General features: G+C 57.6%; 17 protein-coding genes, 3 tRNA genes and 1 rRNA gene. 8 read left to right on the top strand and 13 right to left on the bottom strand.

The features are described 5' to 3' along the window. Positions 1–57 precede the first annotated feature (57 nt). Positions 58–1,350, top strand: a complete 1,293-nt coding sequence (locus tag ACIGG6_RS17415; protein WP_399846288.1) for a hypothetical protein — start codon at positions 58–60, stop codon at positions 1,348–1,350. A gap of 2 nt (positions 1,351–1,352) precedes the next feature. Further along, positions 1,353–2,330, top strand: coding sequence for a phage integrase (locus ACIGG6_RS17410; protein WP_399846287.1), 978 nt, complete (start codon positions 1,353–1,355; stop codon positions 2,328–2,330). A gap of 115 nt (positions 2,331–2,445) precedes the next feature. Here ACIGG6_RS17410 and ACIGG6_RS17405 read toward each other — a convergent pair. The 7 genes from ACIGG6_RS17405 to ACIGG6_RS17375 all read right to left on the bottom strand — a co-directional run bounded on the left by ACIGG6_RS17405 (position 2,446) and on the right by ACIGG6_RS17375 (position 7,248). Beyond that, positions 2,446–2,521 (bottom strand) — tRNA-Thr (locus tag ACIGG6_RS17405). A 72-nt stretch (positions 2,522–2,593) separates the two neighbouring features. Further along, positions 2,594–2,668: transfer RNA gene (locus tag ACIGG6_RS17400), tRNA-Gln, on the bottom strand. 6 nt (positions 2,669–2,674) lie between these two features. After that, positions 2,675–2,750, bottom strand: a tRNA-Phe gene (locus ACIGG6_RS17395). Between the two features lie 152 nt (positions 2,751–2,902). Next, on the bottom strand, positions 2,903–3,178 hold the full coding sequence (locus ACIGG6_RS17390; protein ID WP_062361802.1) for an oxidative damage protection protein: 276 nt from the start codon (positions 3,176–3,178) through the stop codon (positions 2,903–2,905). A gap of 51 nt (positions 3,179–3,229) precedes the next feature. Continuing rightward, on the bottom strand, positions 3,230–4,327 hold the full coding sequence (mutY, locus tag ACIGG6_RS17385; protein WP_399846285.1) for an A/G-specific adenine glycosylase: 1,098 nt from the start codon (positions 4,325–4,327) through the stop codon (positions 3,230–3,232). 105 nt (positions 4,328–4,432) lie between these two features. Beyond that, entirely contained in the window at positions 4,433–6,766 is a 2,334-nt protein-coding gene (locus ACIGG6_RS17380) for an AsmA family protein (RefSeq protein ID WP_399846283.1), read from the bottom strand. Next, the gene (locus ACIGG6_RS17375; protein WP_399846282.1) at positions 6,766–7,248 is read right to left on the bottom strand and encodes a GNAT family N-acetyltransferase; all 483 of its coding nucleotides are present in this window, start codon (positions 7,246–7,248) and stop codon (positions 6,766–6,768) included. Before ACIGG6_RS17375 ends, ACIGG6_RS17380 begins: the two co-directional genes overlap by 1 nt. A gap of 173 nt (positions 7,249–7,421) precedes the next feature. Here ACIGG6_RS17375 and hisB point away from each other — a divergent pair, with 173 nt between their 5' ends. The 4 genes from hisB to hisF all read left to right on the top strand — a co-directional run bounded on the left by hisB (position 7,422) and on the right by hisF (position 10,264). Then, on the top strand, positions 7,422–8,015 hold the full coding sequence (gene hisB / locus ACIGG6_RS17370) for an imidazoleglycerol-phosphate dehydratase HisB (protein ID WP_044630460.1): 594 nt from the start codon (positions 7,422–7,424) through the stop codon (positions 8,013–8,015). Positions 8,016–8,094: 79 nt separating this feature from the next. Then, positions 8,095–8,736 carry an imidazole glycerol phosphate synthase subunit HisH gene (gene hisH / locus ACIGG6_RS17365; RefSeq protein WP_083024475.1) on the top strand — a complete coding sequence of 214 codons (642 nt, stop codon included), beginning with the start codon at positions 8,095–8,097 and terminating at the stop codon, positions 8,734–8,736. An 11-nt stretch (positions 8,737–8,747) separates the two neighbouring features. After that, complete coding sequence (gene hisA, locus ACIGG6_RS17360; protein WP_399846279.1) at positions 8,748–9,494, top strand: 1-(5-phosphoribosyl)-5-[(5-phosphoribosylamino)methylideneamino]imidazole-4-carboxamide isomerase; 747 nt, start codon at positions 8,748–8,750, stop codon at positions 9,492–9,494. Continuing rightward, entirely contained in the window at positions 9,491–10,264 is a 774-nt protein-coding gene (gene hisF / locus ACIGG6_RS17355; RefSeq protein WP_399846277.1) for an imidazole glycerol phosphate synthase subunit HisF, read from the top strand. The genes hisA and hisF overlap by 4 nt, the downstream gene beginning before the upstream one ends. Before the next feature lie 27 nt (positions 10,265–10,291). Here the strand turns inward: hisF and ACIGG6_RS17350 are convergent, their stop codons facing one another. Next, positions 10,292–10,900, bottom strand: a complete 609-nt coding sequence (locus tag ACIGG6_RS17350; RefSeq protein WP_062361785.1) for a YjaG family protein — start codon at positions 10,898–10,900, stop codon at positions 10,292–10,294. A gap of 154 nt (positions 10,901–11,054) precedes the next feature. On the opposite strand from ACIGG6_RS17350, the gene ACIGG6_RS17345 reads away from it, so the two are divergent. Next, positions 11,055–11,747, top strand: a complete 693-nt coding sequence (locus tag ACIGG6_RS17345; protein ID WP_399846275.1) for a type 1 glutamine amidotransferase — start codon at positions 11,055–11,057, stop codon at positions 11,745–11,747. Positions 11,748–11,766: 19 nt separating this feature from the next. On the opposite strand, the gene mnmH is transcribed toward ACIGG6_RS17345, so the two are convergent. From mnmH to ACIGG6_RS17325, 4 genes are all read right to left on the bottom strand, one after another. Then, on the bottom strand, positions 11,767–12,855 hold the full coding sequence (gene mnmH, locus ACIGG6_RS17340; RefSeq protein WP_399846273.1) for a tRNA 2-selenouridine(34) synthase MnmH: 1,089 nt from the start codon (positions 12,853–12,855) through the stop codon (positions 11,767–11,769). Next, on the bottom strand, positions 12,852–13,892 hold the full coding sequence (selD, locus tag ACIGG6_RS17335) for a selenide, water dikinase SelD (RefSeq protein WP_399846271.1): 1,041 nt from the start codon (positions 13,890–13,892) through the stop codon (positions 12,852–12,854). The genes mnmH and selD overlap by 4 nt, the downstream gene beginning before the upstream one ends. Positions 13,893–13,953: 61 nt before the next feature. Beyond that, positions 13,954–15,324 (bottom strand): DNA repair protein RadA, encoded by a 1,371-nt coding sequence (radA, locus tag ACIGG6_RS17330; protein WP_253505710.1) that lies wholly within the window; start codon positions 15,322–15,324, stop codon positions 13,954–13,956. A 93-nt stretch (positions 15,325–15,417) separates the two neighbouring features. Continuing rightward, a complete protein-coding gene (locus ACIGG6_RS17325; RefSeq protein ID WP_044630451.1) occupies positions 15,418–15,867 on the bottom strand; it encodes a copper resistance protein NlpE N-terminal domain-containing protein in 450 nt (149 codons plus the stop codon). Positions 15,868–16,059: 192 nt separating this feature from the next. On the opposite strand from ACIGG6_RS17325, the gene hisC reads away from it, so the two are divergent. Then, complete coding sequence (gene hisC, locus ACIGG6_RS17320; RefSeq protein ID WP_399846267.1) at positions 16,060–17,121, top strand: histidinol-phosphate transaminase; 1,062 nt, start codon at positions 16,060–16,062, stop codon at positions 17,119–17,121. A 140-nt stretch (positions 17,122–17,261) separates the two neighbouring features. Here the strand turns inward: hisC and rrf are convergent. Beyond that, positions 17,262–17,349, bottom strand: a 5S ribosomal RNA gene (gene rrf / locus ACIGG6_RS17315); the annotation flags it as partial.

The raw sequence follows: 17,349 nt of genomic DNA, 5'->3' as shown, positions 1-17,349 counted from the left end.
AGCTACAGGCTCACTACAGCACATTGAAGCATTTTCAAAAATATAGGATTTCAGGCTATGGAACGTTGGGAACGGTACTCTCTCGCGTCGCTCACACGCGGCGAACAAGACCCATTCGGAAAGCTGCTCATCAGCTCGCTAGGACAGCGAGAAATGCACAACCTGCGCATGTTGAACGCGGGCGTTGATACGGTACGCCAGCTCTACCAGGGCAAACCGCAGCTTTCCCAGTTCGATAAGATCATCACCGTCTATAACGAAGGCAAAGGGGCCACCATGCGCCTCTTTGATCAAGAGTGGTCCGTAGGGGCCGGCGCTGCCGGTTCCGGCTTCCGATATCGCCTCCAGAATAACGACCTAGGGGCTATCGTCTTTTTCCAGGCACGGCACGTCAAAACCGAGAACATCGGTACCCACCTGAAAATTGAGCTAAGCCCCCACTTCATCCAGGAGCGTTCTCCCCAGGAGTGCCAACGCTTCATGGACATGATCGCCGCCTCCATGCTGACGCAAACGGAGCCCGTAGGCGCAGCGATTCACCTAGCATTGGACGTGCAAGGCTGGGAGCCACCCAAAGACTTCATGGAACGCTTCGTCACCCGTTCTAAGAAGATCATGCGGATCGACGGCATCGACACCCTGGAATTCGACCATAACCACATCGCCACCACCTATGGCCGTGGTGAAACCTATATGTTTGGCACAGCAGGCGCGCTGCAATGCTGTATCTACAACAAGACCTTAGAAGCCAAACACCGCGACAAAATGCACTTCTGGGAAGGCCTCTGGCAAAACGCCGTTGATGACGACCTAAACGGCACCTACAACCCCGAGGAAACCGTCTGGCGTATCGAATTACGTTTCCATCAGTCCGTACTCCGTGAGTACGCCCAAGGCATCCCCTGCAACGTTGACACCGGTGAAGTGCTCGACCACAACCACGGTTTCAGCCGCTTCGTTGATGTAGTACCGCACCTCACCGGCCTCTGGCGTACCGCGATGCAATCCTACCGCCTGGACACACGCCGCAACCTCATAGATCCCGCGTGGCAAATCCTCCAGGACGATGCCCGTTTCTACTGCCATGAACCCGGCTTTATGTACAAGCGAGCGCGTAAAGCGCCTGGGCTCGGCAACGAAAAGAACGTCACCCTGGCGTTCGGTAATTTGATTAGCATCTACGCTCGTCAGGGTATCCGCACCGATCAAGCCATCGGCTACCTCAAGCGCTCCGGCATGTGGGAAGACCTAGAACAGTACTACCGGCGGCGAGGCGTCAACACCGGCCAATTCCGGCAGATCGTCGAACAGAAGCTTATAGAGCGACGATTGGTAGGCAAGGCGGCGTAAGCATGGGCATTAAGAAAGTAAAGAATGGCTGGCAGGTCGATGTCCGCCCCTTTGGCGCGCATGGCAAACGGATACGTAAGGTAAAACCCTCCAAAGCCGAAGCCCTCGCCCTGGAACGTCGCATCCTGGCAAGCCCAGACGATTACGTGACCCAAACAGGCGACAAACGCCGTCTGCTGGATCTCGTCGAGCAATGGTATGAACACCACGGCCACACCCTCAAAAGTGCTGCCGATCGCGTGCGCTCACTTCGCAAACTCGCCAACGCGCTGGGAAACCCACTCGCCAAAACGTTCACGGCTCAACAGTGGGTCGAGTACCGCGCCCAACGGCTAAAGGAGGTCAAAGCCAACACCATTAACCACGAACACACCTACCTAAAAGCGGTCTTCTCAGAGTTGGAACGCCTTTCGCTATGGCCACACGGCAACCCCCTACAAAAAGTCCGTAAGGTACGCACCGACGAAACCGAAAAAGGCTACCTCGACGGCTACCAAATAGCCTTGCTACTCGACCACCTCCGCGCCCAGGAGACCGACGACTGCTACTACATCACGGTGATATGCCTTTCTACAGGTGCGCGATGGGGCGAAGCCCAAACACTCAGAGCTGAAAACGTCCGTAAGGATCGCATCGTCTTCACCGGTACCAAGTCCGGCAAAACCAGAACCGTACCCATCGACCCCGACTTGGCCAAGCAGCTACGCCAACGACGAAAGCTCGGACGCCTATTCGGCAACCGCTACAAAGCCTTTGCCCGCGTCATTAAAGAACTCAAGATAGAACTACCGGAAGGACAGTTAACCCACGTACTACGTCACACGTTCGCGAGTCACTTTATGATGAACGGGGGAAACATCCTGGTGCTACAACAGATACTCGGTCATCAGTCGATTACCATGACCATGCGCTATGCGCACTTTGCACCGGACCACCTGGAGGAAGCGGCCAAGCTCAACCCCCTCGCCATGCAGGGATAAAAGCCACTTGGTCAGAGTGTCCAACCGTTGGACACTTTATGGACACATACGAAAAAGCCGCCTCGAAAGGCGGCTTAATCACTGTCTCAAATGCTTTGCTTATCAACCACTTAAGTGGTGCCGACACCAGGAGTCGAACCCGGGACCTACTGATTACAAGTCAGTTGCTCTACCAACTGAGCTATGTCGGCGCTTCGCATTTTCTTGAGAACTTGATTGGGTTGCCGTTAGACTAGCCAATCAACAAGAAATCTTGTTGGCAATGGCTGGGGTACCAGGATTCGAACCTGGGAATGCCGATACCAAAAACCGGTGCCTTACCACTTGGCGATACCCCAACGTTGTGGTGGCCAGAGACGGAATCGAACCGCCGACACGGGGATTTTCAATCCCCTGCTCTACCAACTGAGCTATCTGGCCCTTGCCAACGGTGCGTATTAAACCAAAAGCTCCTCTTTTCGTCAACACCTTTGTGAAACTTTCTTTCTAGTCACGTGCTTAGGGCACATCAGGCGTTGAACCAAAAGCGGCAAAGGCCACGCCATTCGTGGCTTTGCGCTGCGTTTCTAGGTTTATGCCTGGCTGGGCGGCACGTACCCTTCTGCTTGGTCGGTGGTTTCGTTATCTAGAAAGCGCTGCATCTGATCCATCAGATAGGCGCGTGCTTCTGGCTCCAGCATGTTGAGATGCTTCTCATTGATCAGGCGGGTTTGCAGCGCCTGCCACTCTTCCCACGCTTTTTTAGATACCGTGGCCTGAATCTCTTGGCCCTGCTTACCCGGCAGTGGCGGGAACGGCAGCGCGGGTAGCTCTTGTTGATACTTGCGGCAGAATACCGTGTTGCTCATGGCGTGCTCCTATTGAGTACGTTGTGTGTAGGTGGCTGTCAGCCTGTGATGTTAGTAAGAAGGCCCTGGGGTTGGGTCTAGGGTAAACGGTGCCAGCTGGCTTAACAGCGATTTGACCGGTGCCGCTAAGCCTAGCGCAGGCGGATGATTAACGTCATACCATACGCCGCTTTCGCGAACGCCGCTGATTCGTTCGCAGGTAACAGGCTGCGGCGTAATCACCAGCTTAAAGTGGCTGAAGGTATGGGTGAAGCTGGGCAGCGCAGCTTGGCGCTCGGGGGCTTTGGTGTTGTCTTCCAGCCAGTCGTTGAGTTCGCTGTGGCGTTCAAACTGCGGCAGGCTCCATAAACCGCCCCATAGGCCGCTAGGTGGCCGCTGCTCTAGCCATACGCGCCCTTGTGGGTCGCGCAGCATCAGCATAATGGTTTCGCGGGTGGGGGTGGCTTTTTTGGGTTTGGATTCCGGATAGCGCTGCGGCTCGCCTTGGGCGTAGGCGCGGCATACGTCACTGAACGGGCATATCGGGCAGTCGGGTTTGCTGCGCTTACACAGCGTGGCGCCGAAATCCATCACCGCCTGGGTGTAATCCGCCAGCCGCGTGGTGGGCGTAAAGTATTCGGCCAGCGCCCACAGCGAGCGTTCTACCGCCGGTTTGCCCGGCCAGCCTGCCACCGCGTGCAGGCGGGTGAGCGAGCGCTTTACATTGCCATCCAGAATAGCGGCCTGCCGGCCGGTGCTTTGGGCGATAATCGCGCCAGCGGTGGAGCGGCCAATACCGGGTAGCGCCATCAGCGTTTCTACGCTGTCAGTGGGCAGCTCGCCGCCGTGCCCCTCCATCGCCACCTGGGCAGCTTTGTGCAAGTTGCGGGCGCGGGCGTAGTAGCCCAGGCCCGTCCAGTGGTGCAGCACGTCATCCTGGGGCGCGGTGGCCAGGGCTTCCAGCGTCGGGAAGCGGGCCATAAAGCGCTCGAAGTAGGGAATCACCGTGGTGACCTGGGTTTGCTGCAGCATAATTTCAGAGACCCACACGCGGTAGGCGCTGCGGGGCGACTGCCAGGGCAAGTCGTGGCGGCCATACTGGTCGAACCAGGTAAGCAGCCGGTGTTGAAACTCTTCCGCCGGTAGGCACGGCGTGGGCATATCGGCCATCGTTATTCCTTAAAGCACTCGCCATGAAAAAAAGCGCCGGCGGTAAGGCCGGCGCGTGCAGATTGTGTTGCGTTAACGCAGGTTGTTCGTCAATGCAGGTTGCGATTAGTTGAACAGTCGGCGAATACCTTCGCGCAGCTCTTGGCCTGCGCCTTCACCCAGACGCTCATCAATACGGTCCATGGATTCGCCAAGCCGCTCCTCCAGTTCCTCTTCTACCCGGCTTCCGGCTTCGTCACGCAGTAGCTCTACTACCGAGGCTTGGAAGGCGGTGCGGTCGAAGCGGCACCACTGGGCTTTATCGTCCCCTACATGGCCTTCACAGCTTACCGGCAGCGGCAGCTGCTGAAGCCGTGGGTTGACTTGGCAGGCGGCGTCAGCGGTATCCACTAGCCGTGCGTTCGCTTGAGTCGTGAAGTTGAGGCTATTGAGGTTGAAGTCGCCTTCCCCTTGCACGTTGATACCCGGTAGCGTAATCAGCAAGTCGTCACTTTCAACCACGCCGTTGCGCACCTGGAAGGTGGCTTCAAAACGCTCAAAGCGGGTGTCCGGGTGCCATTCTCGCTCTACCTGCTGGCCTTCTAGCTGAGCGACCAGCTCGCACATCTCTCGGGAGATGTTGGTGCGTAGAATCGCGCCATCGTTGAGCCGCGCGGTTAATTCGCCGTTGAGGTTGCTGGTGAGCACATCGCGGCGGTTGCCTTGGGTAGTCAGCGCGCCGTCTAGATTGAAGCGTCCGCGCAGCGGGGCCTCTTCTTCGCTGAAGGTTTCGATTAACGGAGCGACCTGCACATTGCTAATGCTGGGCGAGAGCTGCCACTCCAGTACATTACCAGTGGCATCCAGCTGGCCGGTGGCGCTCAATTCCCCTTCGTAGAAACGGGACTCAAAGGCAGTGAGGCGGTGGTTGCCGTTTTCACCGCGCAGCGCCAGCTGGGTATCGTCAAAAGTCAGCCCAGCCAGTAGCAGTTGGTCGACGCTCAAATCGCCCTGAAGGGTGAGCGTACTTAACCATGCCTGGGGCAGCAGCGTTCCGCTGGTTTGAGCAAAGGCTTTACGCAGCAGGCCACGGCTGGCTTGCTGCGCGGTTTCGGGGCCAGGCAGGTAGTGATCCAGATTGAGCGTATCGCCTTCTAGGTTGAAGGAGAGCTGGGTACCATCCAGCGCGGCGGCAATATCACCGGTAAAGGTGCTGTCATCTACCACCAGCGAGAGGCGCGGCAGGGAGATACGCTCCAAGCTGCCTTCTACGGGGCTGGTGAGCGCGACATCGCTAAGTGCGGCTTCGCTGGCAGTATTGAGCTTCACACCCGTGCGGGAAATCCAAGGCCGCAGCGTAAACGGCGCAGCGGTCAGTTGCCCGCTGTACTGCGGTGCGTCCAGCAGTTGCTCGACATTCAAGTGGCCGCTCACGCGCAGACCATCTGGCCCGGTGAGCTGAACCTCTTTAAGCTGCGCGGTTTGGGCGGCAAAGTCGGTTTCCAGGCCAAACGCCAGGGCAATCGCTAGGCTGCCTTGCCAGTTTTCTGGGTGGCGCAGCCCAGCTTCCAGCACGCCTTCGGTAACGCTTAGTTGTTGCTCAGCTAAACGGGCAACAATTTCAGCCGCTTTTAAGCTGAGCTGCTGCGGTTCGCTGGCTTCGCCCTGACGGGTATGCGTAGTTAACTGGGTGTTTTCAAAGATGATCTGTTCATCTTCTAGGCCAAGCCGCAGGCGTGTTTCAAGATTTACCTCGCTGGTCATGTTTGGCGCGCGCTCAAGCTCTTCGGCATCCAGCCGGTCATGCTTAGTAAGCGTGAACATGGCTTTTAGCGGGAAGGAGCGTACCGGATTCACATTGGTGCCTGAAATATTCAGCGGCTGAACCCGCCAGAGCGCTTGATTCTGCTCATCGCGGTAACGAATATCAGCATTTTTTACTTCGACGCTGGCGATGCTTAATACCACCGAGAGGCTGCCTGCATCGGCATTGGGGCCAGCACTTGCCGGAGCCAGCACGGTTTCAGCGGATTCGTTGTTGTGCTCAGAGAGTCGCTCCAACAGCGGCTGCCAGTTGCCCTCGCCTTCAGCGTTCTTCTCCAAATTGAGGCGCATGCCATCTAGCGTCAGGCCATCCACGGCAATCTCTCCGCGCAGCAGCGGGGCAAAGGCAACGCTCACTTCAGCACGGTTAATGGCGGCGAAGGCGGTTTCATCTTGTGCTTGATCGGGCAGCCAGGCGCGCGCCTGCTCAACGCTGACACCAATACGAGGGTAAAACGACCAGGTAATCGGGCCTTCCAGAGCTAAGTTCAGGCCGGTTTGCTCCTCTACCACAGCGGTTAAGCGTGGTTTGAAGTCTTCTGGGTCTAAAAAGGTGGTGACGTACACCACGGCGGCCACTGCCACAATGGCTAAAATGCCTATGGCGGCCAGCAAAATACGTAATAGCTGTTTCATTACCCTTTTCCTTGTGGGTCTAGCTCAACAAAATCACTGGTCGTCGGCAGGTCCGGGGCAGAAGACGAGGCCTCAGCAACGGGTCGAAAGCCTAATTTCGATAGCAGTACTCGGTCTGCCAGCGGCAGCGTGGTGGTAGCAATACGCAGTACGCGGCCATCTTGCTTGGCTTGCTCGCCCACCAGCGCCATCAGCCGTGAGCCGACACCGCGACGACGCGTAGTTTTACGCACGCATAGCTCAGACAGCCACCAGGCGCGGTCGTCGGCTTCTTGCACCGCCACCGCGCCTAACAGGCGGTCGTTGAAGTGGGCACAGGCAAAAAATTGCTGTTCCTTTAAATGCTGTTCGATAAATGGCAAAACCGTGGGAGTGGGCATGCGCTCTTGGGGCGCGTCTTCATATATGCGCACTAAGTCGATGCGCACCTGCTCTTCTGCTTCCCAACGGGCCTGGTCGACATATTGCAGTGTCACCGGCATGGTGAAATCCTCGTTGCCAACGCAGCTAGGCTGCTATGTTAGCGCCGCAAACAGCGGCGACATTCCCCGCATTGTAGCGGATGGGGGCGCCGATTCTCTATAATGGTTGTTTTGGCCGCAGTTGCCGCCCGCCGATTATTCCTCAGAGTGCGCCCCGGCGCAGGAGATGCAACATGTCAGCGCGTATTGCCACGGTAAGCCGTGACACCAACGAAACGCAGATTACGGTCAGCGTCAACCTTGACGGCGAAGGCCGCTTGAACTGTGAAACTGGCGTTCCGTTTCTAGACCACATGCTGGATCAAGTGGCTCGGCATGGAATGGTGGACCTCGATATTCATGCCAAAGGCGACCTGCATATCGACGACCACCACACCGTTGAAGATTTGGGCATCACCCTGGGCCAGGCATTCAACGAGGCCATTGGCGATAAGCGCGGCATCTACCGCTACGGCCACGCTTATGTGCCGCTGGATGAGGCGCTCTCTCGGGTAGTGATTGATTTCTCCGGCCGCCCCGGCCTTTATATGAATGTCGAGTTCACCCGCGATACCATTGGCAGTATGGATACGCAGCTGTTCTGGGAATTTTTCCAAGGCTTTGTGAACCATGCTCGAGTGACGCTGCATATCGACAACGTAAAAGGCTTTAATGCTCACCATCAGGCCGAAACCATTTTCAAAGCCTTTGGCCGCGCACTGCGTATGGCCGTTGCGGAAGACCCGCGCATGGCTGGGCAAATGCCCTCTACCAAAGGCAGCTTATAATGCCGATCGTTGCGGTTAGCGGCGTAGCGGCACGCCTCTCGCCTACGAATCTATCGCCCACGACCTTAAGGAGCGCTTCATGACCATTGCGGTAATCGATTATGGAATGGGCAACCTACACTCTGTGGCTAAAGCGCTTGAGCACGTCACTCATGAGAATGTGATCATCACCCGCGACCCACGGCGTATTCTGGGCGCTACCCGCCTAGTGCTGCCCGGCCAGGGCGCCATTCGTGACTGCGTGGGCGAGCTTGAGCGTACCGAACTGCGCGGGCTGGTGGATGATATTTTGACCCGCCAAGCCAAACCTCTGCTGGGCATTTGTGTGGGCCAACAGATGCTAATGGAGCGCAGCGAAGAGAATGGCGGCGTGGACTGTTTGGGTTTTTTCCAAGGCAGCGTAGACCGCTTCCCGGCCAATATGCGCGACGCCCAAGAGCAGCGCTTGAAAGTACCGCACATGGGTTGGAACCTGGTGAATCAACACCACGACCACCCGCTCTGGGCAGGCATCGATAATAATGAGCACTTCTATTTCGTGCACAGCTATTACGTGAATGCCGCCGACGATGCCCAGGTATTCGGCACCACCCAGTACGGCAGTGTGAGCGCTCACGTGGCGATTGGCCGCGACGCCACCTTTGCCGTGCAGTTCCACCCGGAAAAAAGCTCCCGTGCGGGCCTTCGCCTGCTGGAAAATTTTGTCACCTGGACGCCCTGAGAGGTTTCACTATGTTGGTAATTCCCGCGATTGATCTCAAAGACGGCCAGTGTGTGCGCTTAAAGCAGGGCCGCATGGACGATGCGACCTCCTATGGCGACGACCCGGTGGCCATGGCCGCGCGCTGGGTAGAAGCAGGCGCGCGCCGTTTGCACCTAGTGGATTTGAACGGTGCCTTTGAAGGCAAGCCGGTGAACGGTGAGGCGGTCACCGCCATTGCCCGCGCTTACCCTAACCTGCCGATTCAAATTGGCGGTGGCATCCGCTCGGCAGAGACTATTGAACACTACCTCAGCGCCGGTGTTTCTTACGTGATCATCGGTACCAAAGCGGTCAAAGACCCTGAGTTTGTGGGTGAAATGTGCCGCGCCTTCCCTGGCCACATTATTGTTGGCCTGGATGCCAAAGATGGCTATGTGGCCACCGATGGCTGGGCAGAAGTCTCCACCATCAAAGCTACCGAGCTTGCCAAGCGCTTCGCTAACGACGGTGTTTCCAGCATTGTGTACACCGATATTGCCCGCGACGGCATGATGCAGGGTGTCAATGTGGAAGCCACCGCCGCACTGGCCCGCGAAGGCGGCCTGCCGGTGATCGCCTCCGGCGGCGTAACCAATCTGGATGATATTCGTGCCCTGTGCGATGTCGCCGATAGCGGCATTTTGGGCGCAATTACCGGACGGGCGATTTACGAAGGCAGCCTGGATGTCGCTGAAGCCCAGCGCTTAAGCGATCAGTTGAGTGGAGGTAGCGAATGAGCTTAGCCAAACGCATTATCCCCTGCCTGGATGTGGATGCCGGGCGCGTAGTGAAAGGCGTCAACTTTGTGGGTATTCGTGATGCGGGCGACCCGGTAGAGATCGCCCAGCGCTATAACCAGCAGGGTGCCGACGAAATCACCTTTCTCGATATCACCGCGAGCCACGAAGACCGTGCCACCACGGTGGATATGGTCGAGCGGATTGCAGGCGAGGTGTTTATTCCCTTAACCGTCGGCGGCGGCATTCGTACCTGCGACGATATCCGCACCATGCTAAACGCTGGGGCGGATAAGGTCTCGATCAACACCGCTGCGGTTACCAACCCTGAGTTTGTGCGTGAAGCCGCCGAGCGTTTTGGCAGCCAGTGCATTGTGGTGGCGATTGACGCCAAAAAAGTGTCTAAAGAAAACGAGCCTGACCGCTGGGAGATTTTCACCCACGGCGGCCGTCGCCCCACCGGCCTGGATGCGGTAGAGTGGGCCAAGAAGATGGTCGAGTATGGCGCAGGCGAGCTGCTACTCACCAGTATGGATCGTGACGGCACTAAGATTGGCTTTGACCTGGGCGTTACCCATGCTATTTCCGAAGCGGTTAGCGTGCCGGTGATTGCTTCCGGCGGCGTCGGCAATTTAGACCACTTGGTCGATGGCGTGCTCAAAGGCGGTGCCGATGCGGTACTGGCTGCGAGTATCTTCCACTTTGGCGAGTACACCATTCCAGAAGCAAAACGCTATATGGCCGAGCGCGGCATCGAAATGCGTTTATAAGCCGCGCGACGTTTTAGGCTGGGGCAGTTACTCTGCCCCGGCTTCCTCATCCAGTGTTAGCCCCAAATTACTAATGCCGTTATTGCGCCCAAGCGTGCGAATCTCTTTGAGTGTTGTTTTATTGATCGACCCGCTGACCGCTTCCAGCACCGCATCTTGGAAGTCGTTTTCGTCTTCCATCAGCGGATGGTCGCGAATGATCAGCGCCAATGCTTGAGCGTCCACTTCCCCTTCGGTGAGTTCGATGAACGCCCGCACGCCAGCCCGCGAGGTGCGGCTGACATCCAGCACAGCTTCGGGAGATTCGCCTTGCAGCGTATCGAGTAGCGCAGAGATCGACACGACCGCATCCAGCGCCCGACGTGCGCCGAAACTCTCATCGCCCTCCGGCGGCTCGCACTCGGCCAGCTTTTCCGCTTGGCGGGCAAAGTCGATGCTGGCGTTGGGTACGCTAAGGCGCTCCCATACAAGATTCAGCACAGTACGCAGGGTGTGCCCATCGCCATGGCCGCTGGTTTGCTCATAAAGGGCGTAGTTGGGTAACAGCCGCTCGCACAGCGCTGCCATAAATGCTTGCTGGGCGGGCAGCGGCAGCAGTTGAAGCCGCTGATAAAATCCTTGGGGTTTAGCCACCATGCTGATTTCCTGGGTCACTATGTTTGTGAAACTGAGTCTATGAAACTGAGTCTGTGAAACTGAGTTGGTGAAATGAACGCGATGCGTTATCGTCGCACCCACGCAGCGGGCGACCCCGCGGCGTTTGATGTGCTCGGCCGGCGAGGAGATTACCATGCATATTCATCTGCTACAGCACGGCCCTGACCATGGTCCCGCCCGTCTGACCGACTGGCTTGAGAGTATGGGCCATAGTTACACCGTTTTTCACCTCTACGCGGGCGAACTCACGCCTCGCCCTGGGGAGTGCGATGCGCTCATCGTGCTAGATGGCCCCGAAGCCCTGTTTAGCGAACCGCCCGCTTGGCATAAAGCGGAGCGCAAACTGATCAATCGCTACTTGGACGGCCAAAAACCTATTCTGGGCATTGGCCTAGGGGCGCTATGGATCGCGGAAGCGCTTGAGGCGGTCGTCGCCCCTGGCACCTACCCCGAAACCGGCTGGCATACCGTCACTCTAGCCCCGGAAAGCACCTTCGACCTACCCGAGCAGTTTGAGGCCTTTATGTGGCACCGCCTGGTGTTTAGCCTACCCGATGGCGCGCTACCATTAGGCGGCAGTGCCGCGTCCCCGCTGCAAGGGTTTAGCTGGGACGCAGGCCGTGTCGTGGGCCTGCTATGCCACTTTGAAACGACCCAGGCCAGCGTAGCACCGCTGCTGAACGCCAACGAGCGGCCCACGGCGAAAAGCCCTTCCAACGGGCGTTTTGTGCAAACCGATGAGCAGATTCTGGAAGACCCCACGCGCTTTCAGCGCTTGGCACCGCTGTTAGATCGCGTCATGACCCAGTGGCTGAAACGCGCTTAACCCCCACCACCTGCCGCCGCTAAGCACTCCACTGTTTGGCAGCGGCGAGACAGCTCTCCCAATCGCCTATATGAAGTTCTGTGGGCCGGTTTCCCTGCTGTTTCTCCAAGTGGTAACGGTAGAGCGGGTCGTAATATTCGGTCAGCAGCGGGGCAAGCCACGCCTCATGGGCTTGGATATCCCCGGCGGCATGGGCACGGAAAGCCATGGCCTGCATACGTTGCAAACGCTGTAGCCGGGCATTGCCCAGGCGTTTTGCCAGCCGCTCTAACGCGCTCGCCAGTTGACGCTGCATGCGCTGCCACCCTTCCTCTGGGCCAAAGCGAGCGGCGTAACCCTGCTCTAGCGCTTCGATATAGTCGCGGCGTAGCTGATCTAGCCGCCAATCTAGCGGCATTTCGATACGAATACGCGGCGCTTGCTGTAGGGCATGCCAAAAATCGAGCGGAAGATTGGCATTGCCAATCTGTCGGGACTCATCTTCCAACACAAGCTTACCCGGCTGCCCAATCAAGCGCTGGGCCAGCGCGTGCTCAAAATCAATTTGAGTGGTGGGTTCATCAGGCTGCCGCCCAAACGCTGAGCCTTTATGGTTGGCGCAGGCTTCCAAATCAATGCCGTTGGGCAGTTGGTTAATCAGCTTCGTCTTAGCGCAGCCGGTGAGCCCTGCCACCACCAGCATGGGCTGCTGCGCGGCTTCGTCAATCCGTTGGCAGAGCTGCTGGCGTAGTGCTTTCCAGCCGCCTTCAATGCGTGGGCGATGAAGCCCTGCATCGACAAGCCACTGCTGGGCAATTTGCGAGCGCAGACCGCCGCGAAAGCAGTAGATAATCGCATCCGGGTGCTGGGCTAAGTAGGCCTGCCAAGCGGCGACACGCGCTTGCTTTATTTCACCGCTGACCAGCCGCTCACCCAGCGCGATGGCGGCTTGCTGGCCCTGCTGCTTGTAGGCAATGCCTACCTGGTGGCGCTCTTCATCCACCATCAGCGGTAGGTTGACCGCCCCCGGCAGGCTGCCTTGGGCAAACTCTACCGGGGCGCGTACATCAATCAGCGACGTGTTTGACGCAATCACCTCAAGGGACGCAGGCGTGGTCGGCAGGGTCATCCAATAACCTCGATTTTAGCGTCTCCCTGGGGTGCTTTTAGGGTGCCGAACGGCTCCAACGTTAGGCCGTACTCACGACCAATACGTTCAACGTCATCTTCCCATGCGGGGTCTACGCTAATCAGCAGCCCGCCAGAAGTTTGCGGGTCGCAGAGCCACTGCCAGTGGGCTTCATCCATGACGGGCAGCGCGCTACCCAGGGCGTCGCGATTGCGTACGGTGCCGCCGGGCACGGCACCTTGGCGGCGATAGCCTTCCGCTTCAGCTAACCGGGGCAGACGGCGGAAATCAATCTGCGCCATCAAACCGCTGGCACTGCACATTTCGGTGAGATGCCCTGCCAAACCAAAGCCGGTAACATCCGTCATGGCGTTGACGCCCTTCACTTTGGAGAGCGCGATACCAATGGTGTTGGGTTTGAGCATGGTTTCACGGGCTAGGCCATGATGCCCGGCTTCTAGCAAGCCGCGCTTTTCCGCTGTGGTTAATAGCCCGACGCCCAACGGTTTAGTGAGAAACAGCAGGTCGCCGGGCTTAGCTTGGCTGTTGAGTTTTAAGTGCTCAAGATCGACCAGCCCGTTCACTGCTAAACCAAACATCGGCTCAGGGGCATCAATGGAGTGACCGCCGGCCAGGGCAATGCCCAGTTCACGGCAAACGGCCTGGGCACCCGCCACCACATCACCGGCGATTTCTGAGCCAAGTTTATCCAGCGGCCAGCCTAAAATGCCCAGTGCCATGACCGGTGTGCCACCCATGGCGTACACATCGCTAATGGCGTTGGTCGCGGCAATACGGCCAAAATCAAAAGGGTCATCGACAATGGGCATGAAAAAGTCGGTGGTGGCAATCATGCCGCGACCGTCGCCGAGATCGTATACGGCGGCGTCTTCACGCCCCTGGTTGCCCACGATCAGCCGCTGATGCCCGGCTGCCGGTCCGGCCTTAGCGAGAATGCCATCGAGTACGTCCGGGGCGATTTTGCAGCCGCAGCCCGCTCCGTGGCTATATTGGGTTAATCGAATCGAACTCATCATCCCTCTCCTTTTTTGAACGTGGACTTGGCTTTAGCTGCCCTTATGATAAGCATAGCTGAGGTTACAGCGCTTCCAGAGCATCGCTCAATTTATCCACGGGAATTACTTCCATTCCTTTCGGCGCCTGCTTGGGCGCATTGGCACGGGGCACGATGGCGCGTAAAAAGCCGTGTTTGGCGGCTTCTGCAATACGCTCTTGGCCGCTGGGCACCGGGCGTATCTCGCCAGACAGGCCCACTTCGCCAAACACGACCAGCTCTTTGGGCAGAGCCCGGTTCTGCAAGCTGGAAACCACCGCCAGCAGCACGGCGAGGTCGGCGCTGGTTTCCAGCACTTTGACACCGCCCACCACGTTAAGAAATACATCCTGGTCACCGGTAAACAGTCCGCCGTGACGGTTAAGAACGGCTAATAGCATGGCGAGGCGGTTTTGATCTACCCCCACGGCAACGCGGCGCGGGTTACCTAGTGCCGACTCGTCCACCAGCGCTTGGACCTCTACCAGTATGGGCCGCGTACCTTCCCACACCACCATGACGAGACTGCCCGGCGCTTGCTCCTCTTGACGCGAAAGAAATATCGCGCTGGGGTTTTTTACCTCTTTCAGCCCCTGCTCCAGCATGGCGAACACGCCCAACTCATTGACCGCGCCAAAGCGGTTCTTCTGCCCACGCAGCGTCCGAAAGCGGGAGTCGGCACCGCCTTCCAGCAGCAGCGAGGCGTCAATCATATGCTCTAGCACTTTGGGACCCGCAAGGGTGCCATCCTTGGTGACGTGACCCACCAGCAACAGCACAGTATTAGTCTGCTTGGCAAAGCGGGTAAGCGCAGCAGCGGATTCGCGTACCTGGGCAACGCCGCCAGGGGCAGAGCTGATATCTTCCAAGTGCATGGTTTGGATGGAATCAATCACCAGTATTTCCGGTTTCTCCCGCTCGGCCACCGCGAGGATCGTCTCTACGCTGGTTTCCGCTAGCATCTTCAGCCCGTTAGTGGGTAGCTGCAGGCGGTGGGCGCGCATAGCCACCTGGGAAAGCGACTCCTCCCCCGTGACGTAGAGAATACGCCGCTGCTGGGCAAGCTTGCAGGCGGTTTGCAGCAGCAGCGTCGATTTACCAGCCCCTGGGTTGCCACCCAACAAAACGGCGGAACCCGGCACCAAGCCGCCGCCTAGCACGCGGTCAAACTCTGCAAAGGTGGAGCTAAGCCTTGGCACCTCGCTTAAATCGACATTACTGAGGTCGACTACATCTCGTGATAGATCGCCTGCGTACCCGGTGCGCCCGGTAGTGGTGCCGCTACCGGGCCGAGCGCTTGCCAGCTTGACCTCCGTTAGCGTGTTCCACTCTTGGCAGCTCGTACACTGGCCCTGCCATTTACGATACTCTGCACCACATTCAGTACAGACAAAGGCACTTTTTGCTTTTGCCACCGCCTTGTTGCTCCTGTCTATCGCGCCACGTTGATATAGTGGGCAGAAATGCAAAAGGCGGCCAGTGGCCGCCTTTGAGCGTCGCGTATTGGATTACTGACGCTGTAACTGCAGCATCTCGCCATTTTCGAAACGGCGGCGCTCAGGGTCGATTAGCTCCAGGGTACGTTCATCAATACGCTGGAAGTAGTAGATTTGGCCGTCGCCGTTCGGCGTTAGCTCATATACCGTGGCATCGGGGTCAGAGGGCGTACCGGTCAGCACTTCCCAGTTACCGGCATAGTTTTCATCCGGCGGAGTCTGGGGGTGATTACGGTAAGTCGCATCCAGCGTGAACGTCCGCTCTTCCGGGGCGCTCATCTCTTCTCCCACCAACGTTACATCCAGGTCAATGCCGTCACAGTTACGGCAAGGCAGAGTGCCTTGGTAGTTAGCCTGTGATGCGGTCATGCCTGCATCTTCGCGCTGATCCGTTGGGCCAGCTGCGCAGCCCGCCAACAGTGCCAACATAGCCGAACCGGCTAGCAAACTCCTGAATTGCATTGGGTGTCTCCTTATCGTGTTGGACATACATTTCTTTCGCGCGCTTATGACAGCATAACCGCTACAAGGTGCGACGCCCACCCCCTCTGACGTAGAAGTAAGTTCTCACCTAGCCTGCATGGGAATGCTTGCGCTCTAGCGGCCATCAGGCGACCATGGTGCCATTACCGCTAGGATAATCAGGTTACCCTTATGAGCCAATATTGGAGCCCCGCCGTTAGGGAGCTTACCCCTTACGTGCCAGGCGAGCAGCCCCGCGAACGCGTTATCAAACTCAATACAAACGAGAACCCGTACCCACCTGCCCCTGGTGTCAGCGAGGCACTACGCAACTATGCAGTTGATCATTTGCGTCTCTATCCTGATCCGACGTCCTTGGCCCTGCGTGAAACCTTGGCAGACACGTATGGTGTAAGCGTAGCAGAAACCTTTGTTGGCAATGGTTCTGACGAAGTGCTGGCGTTCGCGTTCCAGGCGTTCTTCTGCCATGGGGCACCGCTGGATGTACCGTCGATTACTTACAGCTTCTACCCGGTGTATGCCAACCTGTATGGCGTGGAACTGCGCAAGCATCCGCTTAACAATCAATGGGAAGTCGACCTGGATGCGCTTGCCAACGATTCCGAACGTAGCGGGGTGATTTTTGCCAACCCCAATGCGCCTACTGGCCACGCTCACTCCCTTGAGAGCATCGAAGAACTGCTGAAACGTGTGGCGGATCGCGTGGTGTTGATCGATGAAGCCTACGTCGATTTTGGCGCAGAGAGCACGGTGGCACTGGTCGAGCGTTATCCGAACCTGCTGGTCACCGGTACCTTTTCCAAGTCACGCAGTCTGGCGGGCTTACGTCTAGGCTACGCGATTGGCTCCCCTGAGCTAATCGAAGGCTTACAGCGGGTAAAAGATTCGTTTAACTCCTATCCGGTCGATAGCCTAGCCAGTGTGGTCGGTATTGAGGCACTGAAAGATACCCAGCACTTCAACGCCTGCCGGGACAACGTCATTACTACCCGTGAGCGAACCCGCCAACGGCTGGAAGGGCTGGGCTTTGAGGTACTGCCCTCAAAAGCCAACTTCCTGCTGGCTCAGCACCCTGACTTTGCCGGTGCGCAGCTGTTTGCGGGCCTTCGGGAGCGAGGCATTTTGGTACGCCACTTCAATACCAATCTACTCAACAACTTCCTGCGTATCTCCATCGGCACCGACGATGAGATGGATAGCTTCATTGAAGCCCTAGAGTCACTCTCCGGTTAATGGATTATCCAGCTCTCTGAACGCTTAAACGCAAAAACCCAGCCATATGGCTGGGTTTTTATTTCACTTGATCTTTTCGGCAATTTTCTTCGGTGCAACAAAAAACCCAGCCTATTGGCTGGGTTCTTTGCAATATAAGTGCCTGACGATGACCTACTCTCGCATGGGGAGACCCCACACTACCATCGGCGCTAAGCGGTTTCACTGCTGAGTTCGGCAAGGGATCAG

Source organism: Vreelandella lionensis, assembly GCF_044543515.1.
GTDB lineage: Bacteria > Pseudomonadota > Gammaproteobacteria > Pseudomonadales > Halomonadaceae > Vreelandella > Vreelandella lionensis.
This window is presented reverse-complemented; position numbering and strand designations above follow the sequence as displayed.

Excerpts from the sequence above, each read along its gene's own strand:
- ACIGG6_RS17350 (WP_062361785.1), bottom strand. The coding sequence starts at position 10,900 with ATGGTGGCTAAACCCCAAGGATTTTATCAGCGGCTTCAACTGCTGCCG.
- hisA (WP_399846279.1), top strand. The coding sequence starts at position 8,748 with ATGTTGGTAATTCCCGCGATTGATCTCAAAGACGGCCAGTGTGTGCGC.
- ACIGG6_RS17380 (WP_399846283.1), bottom strand. The coding sequence starts at position 6,766 with ATGAAACAGCTATTACGTATTTTGCTGGCCGCCATAGGCATTTTAGCC.
- hisF (WP_399846277.1), top strand. The coding sequence starts at position 9,491 with ATGAGCTTAGCCAAACGCATTATCCCCTGCCTGGATGTGGATGCCGGG.
- ACIGG6_RS17375 (WP_399846282.1), bottom strand. The coding sequence starts at position 7,248 with ATGCCGGTGACACTGCAATATGTCGACCAGGCCCGTTGGGAAGCAGAA.
- mutY (WP_399846285.1), bottom strand. The coding sequence starts at position 4,327 with ATGGCCGATATGCCCACGCCGTGCCTACCGGCGGAAGAGTTTCAACAC.
- ACIGG6_RS17325 (WP_044630451.1), bottom strand. The coding sequence starts at position 15,867 with ATGCAATTCAGGAGTTTGCTAGCCGGTTCGGCTATGTTGGCACTGTTG.
- hisC (WP_399846267.1), top strand. The coding sequence starts at position 16,060 with ATGAGCCAATATTGGAGCCCCGCCGTTAGGGAGCTTACCCCTTACGTG.
- ACIGG6_RS17415 (WP_399846288.1), top strand. The coding sequence starts at position 58 with ATGGAACGTTGGGAACGGTACTCTCTCGCGTCGCTCACACGCGGCGAA.
- hisB (WP_044630460.1), top strand. The coding sequence starts at position 7,422 with ATGTCAGCGCGTATTGCCACGGTAAGCCGTGACACCAACGAAACGCAG.
- mnmH (WP_399846273.1), bottom strand. The coding sequence starts at position 12,855 with ATGACCCTGCCGACCACGCCTGCGTCCCTTGAGGTGATTGCGTCAAAC.
- ACIGG6_RS17345 (WP_399846275.1), top strand. The coding sequence starts at position 11,055 with ATGCATATTCATCTGCTACAGCACGGCCCTGACCATGGTCCCGCCCGT.
- ACIGG6_RS17410 (WP_399846287.1), top strand. The coding sequence starts at position 1,353 with ATGGGCATTAAGAAAGTAAAGAATGGCTGGCAGGTCGATGTCCGCCCC.
- hisH (WP_083024475.1), top strand. The coding sequence starts at position 8,095 with ATGACCATTGCGGTAATCGATTATGGAATGGGCAACCTACACTCTGTG.
- selD (WP_399846271.1), bottom strand. The coding sequence starts at position 13,892 with ATGATGAGTTCGATTCGATTAACCCAATATAGCCACGGAGCGGGCTGC.
- ACIGG6_RS17390 (WP_062361802.1), bottom strand. The coding sequence starts at position 3,178 with ATGAGCAACACGGTATTCTGCCGCAAGTATCAACAAGAGCTACCCGCG.